Source organism: Billgrantia campisalis (assembly GCF_022341425.1).
Lineage (GTDB): Bacteria > Pseudomonadota > Gammaproteobacteria > Pseudomonadales > Halomonadaceae > Halomonas > Halomonas campisalis.
This window is the reverse complement of record NZ_JABFUC010000005.1, coordinates 206418-218141: the sequence shown is the minus strand read 5'-3', so window position 1 is coordinate 218141 and position 11724 is coordinate 206418. Positions and strand designations below refer to the sequence as shown.

The window sequence follows — 11724 nt, the reverse complement described above, 5'->3', positions numbered from 1 at the left end:
ATCAGCATAACTAAACAGCCTTGCCATCTGGCCGGCTTTGCCTCTATGTTGGTGCGGTTAACAGCGCCGAGCAAACCAGAATAACTCCCCATGAGTATAGAATGACTAAAGCATGAGCCGCCTCCTCCACGCCCAGACCCACGCCTGGCTGAAGGTCTTCGCCATCAGCGCCCGCCACCTCTCCTTCACCCGCGCCGCCGAGGAGCTGCACGTGACCACCGGCGCTGTCAGCCAGCAGATCAAGCAGCTGGAGGCCCGACTGGGCTTCAAGCTGTTTCGTCGCCTGCCGCGCCGACTGGAGCTCACCGAGGAGGGCCGCCGGCTCGCCGACGTGGTCGACGAGGCCTACCAGGCGGTGGGCCTGGAAGTGAAACGCCTGCGCAGCGGGGTGATGAGCGGCATCGTGCGCCTGCGCAGCGTGCCGGCCTTTCTCAGCAAATGGCTGATGCCGCGCCTGCCGCGGCTGCAGGCGCGGTTTCCCGACATCGAGCTTCAGCTGGTCGCCGAGGACAGCAGCCTGTCGCTGCGCGAGGGCGACTTCGACCTGGCCATCGACCTCAACGACGGCCACTATCCCGGCCTGGCCACCACGCCGCTAATGGAGGAGGTGATCTTCCCGGTCTGCGCCCCGGCGCTGCTGCGCCGACGCCCTTCGCTGTCGAGTCCGGCAGAACTCGCCTGGTACCCGCTGCTGCACGACATCACCGCCTGGCGCGGTGGCCACCCCTACGCCGAATGGGAGCACTACCTGCGGGCGGTTCAGGCGCCACCGCTCAACGCCCGGCGCGGCTACACCTTCAACCGCCACCGCCTGGCGCTGGAGGCCGCCGTGGCCGGCATGGGCGTGGCCATCGCCCGCCAGGCCCTGCTCACCGACGAGCTCAAGACCGGCGCACTGATCGCCCCCTTCCCCACGCGCATTCCCACCGGCAAGCGCTACGGCATCGTGCACACCAGCGGCGCCCTCGACGATCGCCGGGTCGCCGCCGTGCACGACTGGATCGTCGAGGAAGCACAGCGCTAGCAGCTCCCATCGAAACCAAAAACCCCCGCAGACAGAGCCTGCGAGGGCATTTCGGTGACGGTGCGGCGAAGCGGCTTACTCGTCGAGGAACGAACGCAGCGGCTCGGAGCGGCTGGGGTGGCGCAGCTTGCGCAGCGCCTTGGCCTCGATCTGGCGAATCCGCTCGCGGGTGACGTCGAACTGCTTACCGACCTCCTCGAGGGTGTGGTCGGTGTTCATGTCGATGCCGAAGCGCATGCGCAGCACCTTGGCCTCGCGGGCAGTCAGCCCACCGAGCACGTTGCGGGTCGCCTCGATCAACCCCTCGCCGGTGGCCATATCGATGGGCAGCAGCATGGTGCCGTCCTCGATGAAGTCGCCCAGGTGGGAGTCGTCGTCGTCGCCGATGGGCGTCTCCATGGAGATCGGCTCCTTGGCGATCTTGAGCACCTTGCGCACCTTGTCCTCGGGCATCTCGAGGCGCTCGCCGAGCTCCTCCGGCGTCGGCTCGCGCCCCATCTCCTGGAGCATCTGGCGCGACACGCGGTTGAGCTTGTTGATGGTCTCGATCATGTGCACCGGAATACGAATGGTGCGTGCCTGGTCGGCGATGGAGCGGGTGATCGCCTGGCGAATCCACCAGGTGGCGTAGGTGGAGAACTTGTAGCCGCGGCGATATTCGAACTTGTCCACCGCCTTCATCAGGCCGATGTTGCCCTCCTGGATCAGGTCCAGGAACTGCAGGCCGCGGTTGGTGTACTTCTTGGCGATGGAGATCACCAGGCGCAGGTTGGCCTCGACCATCTCCTTCTTGGCCCGGCGCGCCTTGGCCTCGCCGATGGAGAGGCGACGGTTGATCTCCTTGAGCTCCGGCACGGCCAACTGGACCATGTCCTCTTCGAAGGCGATGCGCCGCTGGGCGCGCTGGATATCGCCGCGCATGGCGCTGAGGCGATCGGCGTACTTGCCGTGGGCGGCGATGAACTCATCGAGCCACTCCTGGCGCGACTCGTTGCCCGGGAACGCCTTGATGAAGGTCTTGCGCGGCACCTTGGCCTTCTTGACGAACAGCTGCATCACCGCCTTCTCCTGGGCGCGCACCTGCTCGACGCTGATGCGCACCTGGCCGACCAGGCGCTCGAAGTGCTTGGGCACCAGCTTGATCGGCGAGAACAGCTCGGCCAGCCGCGTCAGTTCGGCCCTGGCCTCCGGGGAGCCGCGGCCATGGGCCGCGATCGCCGCCCGGGCGCGCTCGTTGAGCTCGCGGATCTGCTCGAAGCGCGCCCGCGCCTCTTCCGGGTCCGGGCCGCCGGTGGTCTCTTCCTCGCCCGCATCCTCGTCGTCATCCTCATCGCCGTCGCCCTCGGACTCGGCGCGCGGCTCCTCCTCAGGCACCTCGGCCTCGGCCACGCCGGGGATGCCCTCGTCGGGGTCGATGAAGCCAGAAAAGAGGTCGGACAGGCGGCCGGGCGCCTCCTCGTCCTGGGTGGCATCGTAGGCCTCGAGGATGGAGTCGACCGCACCGGGCAGCCAGGCCAGCGCCGACATCACCTCGCGGGTTCCCTCCTCGATGCGCTTGGCGATCTCGATCTCGCCCTCGCGGGTCAGCAGCTCCACGGTACCCATCTCGCGCATGTACATGCGCACCGGGTCGGTGGTGCGGCCCACGTCGCTTTCCACGGCAGCCAGTGCCGCGACGGCCTCTTCGGCAGCCGACTCATCGGTGGAATGATCCGACATCATCAGGGTATCTTCATCGGGCGCCACTTCGACGACGCTGATACCCATGTCGTTGATCATGCCGATGATGTCTTCCACCTGGTCGGGGTCGGCGATGTCCTCGGGAAGATGGTCGTTGACCTCGGCATAGGTCAGGTAGCCCTGTTCCTTGCCGCGCGCGATCAACTCCTTCAGACGCGACTGCTGCTGCGCATTTCCAGCCATAGAAACCCTATCTCGACGAAGAAGAATGAAGCACCTGAAGCGCTGGGTGGAGAAAACTCATCAAGCCGGACAGTATAGCGGAAAATACCCGACTCCCGCCAGCTCGACCCATTTGCTCGGTCACTCAGGTGTGTTAATTTATTCGGTTATGCTGGCGCCAGAGCCCGCGGACCTGCTGCCTAGATGGGGCTTGCCGCGGTGATTTCAACCCCGGCGACCACCACGGGTCGACTAGCCCTTCAGCTCCATCAACAGCTCCATGAGTCTTAGACGCGCTTCGCGCGGCAGACGTTCGCCGCTGCGCTCCCTGGCCAGCAGGGCCGCGTACTCTTCCTGTGGCGACCGGCGCCGCCGGTGGCGACGCAGATGCTCCACCAGGCCATCGATTTCAGCCGCCCGCGCTTCCCGCGGAATCAGCATCTCGCGCTGCGCCAGGGCGGCCAGCCGCTGGCCCGACTCGCTGCCATGAAAGTGCGCCAGCAGCACCTGGGCGCTGCGATAGCGCCCGGCACGCAGCAGGGCCTCCACCTCCCGACACAGCCCGCTGTCCGGATCCCCCTCGGGGTACCAGTCGTCCTCCACCGGCAGCCGCTCGACCAGCGCCGGCTCATGCACCAGCAGCTGGAGGATTCGCCCCACCAGCCCCAGCGGCGTCCGCTCGGCGCCCAGCGGGTGGTTCTCGCCCGCTGCCCGATCACTCAGCGGGGGCGCGGCGGATGCACCAGCCGCCTCGGGCGTCGCCGCGACGTCGCGGGCCATCAGCGCCTCGAAGCGAGACTGATCGACCCCGGTACGCCGCGAGAGTTCGCCCAGCAGCAGCGATTTCAGCACTCCCTCGGGCAGCCTGGCGATCGCCGCCAGCACCTGGCTCGCATAGCGCTCGCGCTCCTCGATACGGGCCAGGTCACGCCCCGTCGCCGCCTGGTCGAAGAGAAACTCCGACAAGGGACTCGCGCAGGTGATGCGATCCTCGAAGGCCGCCTGCCCCTCGCGGCGCACCAGCGTATCCGGGTCCTCTCCCTCGGGGAGGAACAGGAAGCGCGCCTGGCGCCCGTCAATCATCAGCGGCAGTACCGTCTCCAGGGCGCGACTGGCCGCCTGACGGCCGGCCCGGTCGCCGTCGAAGCAGAACACCACCTCGCTGACCATCCGGAACAGCCGCGCCAGATGCTCCTCGCTGGTGGAGGTACCCAGCGTGGCCACGGCGTTGCGGATGCCAAACTGGGCCAGCGCCACCACGTCCATGTAACCCTCGACGATCAGCAGCCGCTCGAGGCGCGGATTGGCCTGACGCGCCTCATAGAGCCCGTAGAGCTCGCGCCCCTTGTGGAAGACGGGCGTCTCCGGCGAGTTCAGGTACTTCGGCTTGGCGTCGCCCAGCACCCGACCGCCGAAGGCGATGGTGCGGCCGCGCACGTCGCGAATCGGGAACATCACCCGGTCGCGGAAGCGGTCATAGGTGCGACCGCTCTCCTCGCGCTGCACCAGCAGGCCATACTCCACCTGCACCGACTCGGCGATCCCGCGCTCACCCAGGTGGCGCTTGAGCGACTCCCAGGCATCCGGCGCATAGCCGATACCGAAGGCCTGCTGCACCTCCGCCGAGAGACCGCGGCGCTCGAGATACTCCCGCGCCCCCCTCCCTTCGGGCATCTTCAGCCGCTCGCGGAAGTAGCTCGCCGAGAGCTCCAGCAGGTTGACCCCCTCCCGGCGCTTGCGCTCGCGGGCTTGGGCCCGCGGGTCGTCGGCCCCCTCCCGCGGCACCTCCAGCCCCAGCCGGGCGGCCAACTGCTCCACCGCCTCGGGGAAACGCAGCTGGTCGTACTCCATCAGGAAGCGCAGGGCGTTGCCGTGGGCGCCGCAGCCGAAACAGTGATAGAACTGCTTGTCGGCGCTGACGGTGAAGGACGGGGTCTTCTCCTGATGAAAGGGGCACAGGCCGGAGTGATTGCGCCCGGCCTTTTTCAGCTGCACCCGCTCGCCCACCACCTCGACGACGTCGACGCGGGCCAGCAGGTCATCGATGAAACGCTGCGGAATCTGACCGGCCATGCGGTTATCGCCACCTCGGCACGCAACAGGTGGATGAAGGTCGCGGCGGGATCAATGGAAAAACAAGCGGCCACCCGCCGGCGGCCGCTTGGTCATCCTTCCAGGACAGCCGGGGCGTACGCCTCGACCGCCCCACAGTACGGATCAGTAGAGCCGTTCGAAACGCTTGCGCTCACGCTGGAGCTTCTTGGCGTGACGCTTGACCGCGGCAGCCGCCTTGCGCTTGCGCTCTGCGGTCGGCTTCTCGTAGTGCTCGCGACGGCGAACCTCGGACAGAATGCCGGCTTTTTCACAGGAACGCTTGAAGCGACGCAGTGCGACGTCAAACGGCTCGTTATCACGTACTTTGACAGAAGGCATTAAGCACTCACCTACCTTAAGGTTTCTTGAGTTCGGTTTGTACGCACACCCTCTTCGGGCAGATCACGCGGTCGCCTAACCTCATCGGCAGCGAACTACCGATGGCGACACGGCAACGGATGCGGGAAAAGCCCCTGGATGCACGACCCAGTCTTGCAGCGCACAGTATTCTAGTCGCCACCTTGGCGCTTTGCAAATGCTCGATAGCCGATACGCCCGATCCCTTGACGTCGCCGGGCACGTTGTCGCATACGGCTTGCTAGCCCCGGCCAGCCGGGATAGCGTGCCGTTTAGATCAGCCTGGAATTTCTACATTCTTCGCCTAATCACAAATTATTACAACTTACACCCCGTCAAGCGCTTGACGGCGGGGCCAGGGCCGAGAGGTGGCTTTACCGATGACCATCCGTAACCTGCTGATCACGCTGCTGACCGTGATGGGGCTGTTGATCCTGGTGGGCTCGAGCTGGGAAATCCGCGAGATCCGGGCCAAGCAGGGCGCCGCCGAGTGGGTGCACCAGAGCAACCGGGTGGCCGACCTCTCCCTGCGCGCCAGCGGCGTCATGGCCATGGAGCGCGGCATCACCGCCGCCATCCTCTCACGCCCCGACCGGGCCAACCCGGAGATGCTCTACGAGATGGCCGAGCAGCGCCACAGCGGCGACGAGCTCTACCGGTCCATCGCGGCGCTGGCATCGCGCCTGACCGGCGACGACGCCGACCTGCCGCTGTCACGCAGCCTGGCCCAGCTGGCTCGCCACCGGGATGAGCTGGCCAGCGCTCGCCAGCAGGTAGACCGGCTGATCGCCGGCGACGCCTCTTCTCTGAACGAGCAGCAGTGGATTCGCCTGGCGACACGCCATATCGAGGTGCTCTCCGACCTGCGCGACGCCACCAATCAGCCAAAGCCCGGCAACCTCTACTCCCATACCCCCAACCCGGTGATCAAGGAGGTGCTGTTCAACGCCAGCGAGCACGCCGGCCGCGAGCGCGCCATCGTCGGCGCCGCCATTGCCCAGGCGCGCCCGCTGAGCGAGTCCGAGCTGGCGCGGCTGCAGCGCTATCGCGATATCGTCGACGCCTCGTTGGAACGCGCCGACACCCTGATCGAGCAGCTGCCCGACATTCCCAAGCTGGCAGCGGCCAGAGAGGCGCTGGAAGCCGGGTTCCTGGGCGACTACCAGGCGCTGCGCCAGGCGGTCTACGCGGCCAGCCGGGAGGGCGAGCCCTATCCGGTCAGCGCCAGCGAATGGTATCAGCGCGCCACCAGCGGCATCGCCACGCTGCTGGCCCTCTCCGAGTCGGTCAGCGAGCACTTCGAATCCCACCTGGGGCGGCTACGCGACCACGCCCGACTCTCGCTGGGGATGGTAGCCATTTCGATCTTCACTGCCGTCAGCGTCTTCCTGTTTGCCGTCTGGGCCATACGCAGCCGCATCCTGCACCCCTTGCGCCGCCTCGAAGTCTCCATGAACCACGTGACCCAGGGCCATCTCGACCGCCCCCTGCCGCGCTTCAGAAGCGACGAGATCGGCGCCCTGGCGCGCGCCTTCGAACAGCTGCGCATCAGCCTGATCGACGATATCGTACGGCGCGAGGCCAGCGAGGCCGAACTGCGCAAGCTCTCCCATGCCGTGGAACAGAGCGCCGACTCGGTGATCATCACCGACCGCCATCGCAACATCGAATACGTCAACAGCACCTTCGAGCGGCTGCGCGGCTACCGCCGCGAGGACATCATCGGCATGAACGCCCGCCTGCTGCGAAGCCACGAACGCAACCCCCCGGAGGTCTACCAGGGCTTCCGCGAGGCGCTGGAGAAGGGCGAGACCTTCCGCACCATCCTCATCAACCTGAGCGCCAAGGGTGAGCTGTACTACGAGGAGATGGCCGTCTCGCCGCTGCATGACGACGCAGGTGAGATCACCCACTATGTGGCCAACGGCCGGGACGTCACCGAGCGGATGCGCACAGAACAGGAGCTCAAGAAGCTCAACCAGGCCATCGACCAGAGCGTCAGCTCGATCGTCATCACCGACGCCAACGGCATCACCGAGTACGTCAACCCCCAGTTCACGCGCACCACGGGCTACCGCCCGGAGGAGATCAAGGGGCGACGCATCCACCTGCTGGAGCCCGGACGCCTGCCTCGCAGCCAATACCAGGACCTGCGCCGCACCCTGCAGCAGGGCAAGGTGTGGGAGGGCGAGATCCTCAACCGTCGCAAGGATGGCCAGCCCTACTGGGAACTCACCTCCATCAGTCCGGTGCGCAACCAGCACGGCATCATCACCCACTTCGTCGGCATCCAGTACGACATCAGCGAACGCAAGCAGATGGAGGAGCAGATCAACCTGCTCGCCTACTATGACGACCTGACCAACCTGCCCAACCGTACCCTGCTGGCCAAGCACTTCGACAAGCTCGCCGCCCGGGCCCTGCAGCGAGGCCAGCAGGTCGCGCTGCTCTCTCTGGATATCAGCCGCTTCCATCTGATCAACGACAGCCTGGGTCACCGCGCCGGGGACCAGGTGCTACAGACCGTCGGCCAGCGGCTGGGCGAGTGTGCCCGCGGCCAGGATATGGTGGCCCGCTATGCCGGCGACGAGTTCGTGGTGATCCTCACCGACGTGCCCCATTACGAGGGCATCGCCGCGGTGGCCCAGCGCATGATCGACTCCGTTTACCGCCCCATGTCCGTCGAGGGCCAGGAGCTGCACATCGACATGCATGCGGGCATCAGCGTGCTGCCCCAGGATGGACAGGACCTGGAGACCCTGCTGAGCAATGCCACCACCGCCCAGCACATTGCCGCGCGGGAGGGGCAGCGGGTGTTCCGCTTCTTTACCGAGGACCTCAATGCAGCGGCCCTGAAGCGCCTGGCCCTGGAGCAGGAGCTGCGGCGCGCCCTGGAGCACAACGCCCTGGCGCTGCACTATCAGCCCAAGGTGGACTTTGCCAGCGGCGAAGTGGTGGGCATGGAGGCCCTGGCCCGCTGGCACCACCCCAGCGAAGGCCCCATCTCGCCCATGCACTTCATTCCGGTGGCCGAGGAGACCGGCCTGATCCAGCCGCTGGGCGAATGGGCACTGCGCGAGGCGTGCCGGCAGGGCCAGGCCTGGCAGAACCAGGGGCTTGGCCAACTGAACCTGGCGGTCAATCTCTCGGCCCGGCAGCTGCAGCAGCCGGACCTGGCCGCCATGGTGGGCAGGGTGCTTGCCGACACCGGCTTCCCCCCCGAACTGCTGGAACTGGAGCTGACCGAAAGCGCGGTCATGGAGCGCCCCGAGGAGACCATTGCAGTGCTCAAGGAGCTGAAGGCCCTGGGCGTGCGTCTGGCCGTGGATGACTTCGGCACCGGCTACTCCAGCCTGGCCTACCTGCGTCGCTTCCCCTTCGACACCCTGAAGATCGACCGCAGTTTCATCACCAACGTCACCACCTCACCCGATGAGGCCTCCATCGCCCAGACCATCATCGCCATGGGGCACGGGCTGCGCCTGCAGGTGGTGGCCGAGGGGGTGGAAACCCTGGCCCAGGCCGCCTACCTGCGCCGCCGGCACTGTGACCAGCTGCAGGGCTACCTGTTCAGCCGCCCGCTGCCGACGGAGGAGATGACGGCCCTGCTGAAGGAGCAGCGGCGACTGATATTGCCCTCGATCGACCCGTCCGTGGCCAACCGTTCGCTGCTGGTGCTGGACCCCGACCCAGAGGCGCTGGCGGCGCTGTCCCGTCCGCTACAGGACGCCGGCTACCGCCCCTTGACGGCCACGCATATCGAGGAGGCCTTCGACCTGCTGGCCCTGAACAGCATTCGCGTGGTGATCGGCGGGCTGCACCTGCCGGACATGCCGGGGCTCGAGTTCCATCACCGCGTCAGGGCCCTCTATCCCGAGGTCGCCTGTCTCGCCCTTGCCACCCCGGAGGACGCGCCTCGCGCCGCCGCTGGCGTCGACAGCGGCCCGCTCCACGGCTGGCTCGACAAGGGCTGCCAGGAGGAGGCGCTGCTCGCTCAGGTCCAGACGGCCTTCTCCCTGACCGCATTCACCGCCACGCATCTCGACGAACCCCTGGACGCCGCCCCCTGATCCTGGGGGGGGGGCGATCCTGCCTAAGCTGCAAGGCCGGCCCCCTGAGCGAGCCGAGCGCCGGGCATCCCTGCCCCTCAGGCGGCTAGGCGAGCGCCGGCAGCGGCTCCCTGGAGGGCGACGGCAGCGAGACACCGGCGTCGGACTCGGGCCGGTCACGCTGCCCCAGCACAAAGGCGCTCATCAGCACATTGAGATGCTCGGCTTGCGCCCGCATGTCGGCAGCGGCATTGGACGTCTGCTCCACCAGGGCGACATTGCGCTGGGTGTTGCCATCCAGCTCACTGACGGCCTGGTTGACCTGGACGATACCGGCGCTCTGCTCCCGGGCGCCCGCGCTGATCTCGGCAATCACGCCAGTGACCCGCTCGACGCTCTGGACGATCTCCTCCATGGTGGCACCGGCATGCTGCACGATCTCCGCCCCACGCTGCGTATGCACCACCGAGGCATCGATCAGCTGGCGGATCTCCTGGGCGGCATCGCCGCTGCGGCTGGCCAGTACCCGCACCTCCTGGGCGACCACCGCGAAGCCGCGCCCGTGCTCCCCGGCTCGGGCCGCCTCCACCGACGCGTTGAGTGCCAGGATATTGGTCTGAAAGGCGATGCTGTCGATCAGCGTGATGATCTCGACGATGCGCTCCGCGGAGGCGCTGATATCTTTCATGGTGCCGCCCACCTCCTGCATGGCGGCCTCCCCCCGGCGCGCCACCTGGGCGGTGGACAGCGCCAGCGCATCCGCCTGCTGGGCCGAGTCGGCGCTGTGGTTGACCGTGGCGGTGATCTGTTCCATGGAAGCCGAAGTCTCCTGCAGGCTCGAGGCCTCCTGCTCGGTGCGCGCGGCCAGGGCCTCGCTCCCCTGGGCGATCTCCTCGGCACTGCTATAGACCCGCTGGGCGCTCTCCTTGACGTCCAGCAGCAGCCCCTGCATGCGCGCCGCAAAGGCGTTGAACTGGGTCGCCAGGCTGCCGATCTCATCGTGATGGGTCACGCTCAGCCGGCGCGTCAGGTCGCCATCGCCTTCGGCAATCTCACGCATCGCCTGGGCCGTCTGACGCAACCGCAGCACCGTGCTGCGCCCGATCAGCAGCGCCACCAGCACCACCAGCCCGGCGATCACGGCGGCAATCACACCGTTGCGTACCAAGTCATGCCGGGCTCCGTCGCGCAGCCCTGCCACCAGCGCCAGCACACTGTCGGCCAGGGCATCCTCGACGACCTTCAGGCGGTCGATCTTGACCGACTGCCACTCGAACCACTCTTCGGGATCAACGCCGAACCCCTGTCGCTCTGCACTTTGCAGCACCACCCCGCGGAGCGCGTCCAGGCGCTCGATCTCGGGACCGGCCAGCTGCTCGTCGAGCAGCGCACGCTGTGTCTGGGAGGCGAGAACCTGGAAGGTGTTCAGCTGCGCCTCCTGGGCGCCGATCAGCGACACGAAGCGCTGATACGTCTCGCCATCGATGCGGTCCGCGCCGAAGGCGCTAGAGAGCAGCGCCCGCTCGATACCGGCCAACTCCTTGGCGCGCAGCAGGCTGTAGTAGGCCGCCAGGGTGCGGGTGGTCTGCGCCTCGTCGGTGACATGGCTGAGCTGCCCCACGATACCGATCAGCTCGGTGTTAAGATCGGTGTAGCGGCCCAGCACCTGCCCGGCCGAGGCATCGAGCTCGTCCACCCGCTGCCGCTGCGCGGCCAAGCCCGCCAGGCCCTCGACGGCGCTGTCGATTCGCTGCCGCGTCGGGGCGTCGCTATCGCCGCGCCCCAACGCCTGCAGCCGTGTTTCGAAGCGCTCGATCCGGCGATCGGTCTGCGCGCGCTGCGCCTGCAGCTCGGCGCCGAACTGGCGCCCCTGAGTACCGAGGTAGATCGCGGTGCCGCCCCGCTCGCGCTGCAGCTCATGGACGAGATCCCCGGCCGTCAGCGCCAGCCCGGACAGGCGATGCAGCTGATTCATATTGCTGACCACTTGCTGTCGCTCCAGCAGCTGCAGGCCGGCGAAGCCGGCCATGGCCAGCAGCGGCAGCATCAGCGCCAGCAGTATCTTGTGTCCGATGGAGATATGGCGAAGCAGGTGCATGACAGTCCCCCAAAAATCGTCGGCAGCGAGCCTGCCGAACTTGTTATGGTTATTTCCAAATCAGCAGCCTAGCCCAACGCCCATATATCCCCATGATTCAGATCAATTTTCGCCGAACATACCCATATCTGGCGGACAACATGCGTTGAAAATCGGGAAAACTCTCCCGCTTGCACTTCCCTCCCCGACAGGACCCATCG

The 11724-nt window shown here is 66.9% G+C and carries 6 protein-coding genes; 2 read left to right on the top strand and 4 right to left on the bottom strand.

Going from position 1 to position 11724, the window contains the following annotated elements:
- Window positions 1–112: 112 nt before the first annotated feature.
- Entirely contained in the window at window positions 113–1024 is a 912-nt protein-coding gene (locus HOP52_RS08205) for a LysR substrate-binding domain-containing protein (RefSeq protein ID WP_238976889.1), read from the top strand.
- A gap of 75 nt (window positions 1025–1099) precedes the next feature.
- On the opposite strand, the gene rpoD is transcribed toward HOP52_RS08205, so the two are convergent.
- The 3 genes from rpoD to rpsU form a co-directional block, all read right to left on the bottom strand.
- Window positions 1100–2947, bottom strand: coding sequence for an RNA polymerase sigma factor RpoD (rpoD, locus tag HOP52_RS08200; RefSeq protein ID WP_238976888.1), 1848 nt, complete (start codon window positions 2945–2947; stop codon window positions 1100–1102).
- Window positions 2948–3178: 231 nt separating this feature from the next.
- On the bottom strand, window positions 3179–4999 hold the full coding sequence (gene dnaG / locus HOP52_RS08195; protein ID WP_238976887.1) for a DNA primase: 1821 nt from the start codon (window positions 4997–4999) through the stop codon (window positions 3179–3181).
- A gap of 144 nt (window positions 5000–5143) precedes the next feature.
- Window positions 5144–5359 carry a 30S ribosomal protein S21 gene (rpsU, locus tag HOP52_RS08190; protein WP_010629611.1) on the bottom strand — a complete coding sequence of 72 codons (216 nt, stop codon included), beginning with the start codon at window positions 5357–5359 and terminating at the stop codon, window positions 5144–5146.
- A 398-nt stretch (window positions 5360–5757) separates the two neighbouring features.
- Between rpsU and HOP52_RS08185 the strand changes: the two genes are divergently transcribed.
- A complete protein-coding gene (locus tag HOP52_RS08185) occupies window positions 5758–9447 on the top strand; it encodes an EAL domain-containing protein (RefSeq protein ID WP_238976886.1) in 3690 nt (1229 codons plus the stop codon).
- Window positions 9448–9532: 85 nt separating this feature from the next.
- On the opposite strand, the gene HOP52_RS08180 is transcribed toward HOP52_RS08185, so the two are convergent.
- Window positions 9533–11524 (bottom strand): methyl-accepting chemotaxis protein, encoded by a 1992-nt coding sequence (locus HOP52_RS08180; protein ID WP_238976885.1) that lies wholly within the window; start codon window positions 11522–11524, stop codon window positions 9533–9535.
- Window positions 11525–11724 lie beyond the last annotated feature (200 nt).

Bases quoted from the DNA above. Each gene is read 5' to 3' on its own strand.
- rpsU (WP_010629611.1), bottom strand. From the start codon at position 5,359: ATGCCTTCTGTCAAAGTACGTGATAACGAGCCGTTTGACGTCGCACTG.
- rpoD (WP_238976888.1), bottom strand. From the start codon at position 2,947: ATGGCTGGAAATGCGCAGCAGCAGTCGCGTCTGAAGGAGTTGATCGCG.
- HOP52_RS08180 (WP_238976885.1), bottom strand. From the start codon at position 11,524: ATGCACCTGCTTCGCCATATCTCCATCGGACACAAGATACTGCTGGCG.
- HOP52_RS08185 (WP_238976886.1), top strand. From the start codon at position 5,758: ATGACCATCCGTAACCTGCTGATCACGCTGCTGACCGTGATGGGGCTG.
- HOP52_RS08205 (WP_238976889.1), top strand. From the start codon at position 113: ATGAGCCGCCTCCTCCACGCCCAGACCCACGCCTGGCTGAAGGTCTTC.
- dnaG (WP_238976887.1), bottom strand. From the start codon at position 4,999: ATGGCCGGTCAGATTCCGCAGCGTTTCATCGATGACCTGCTGGCCCGC.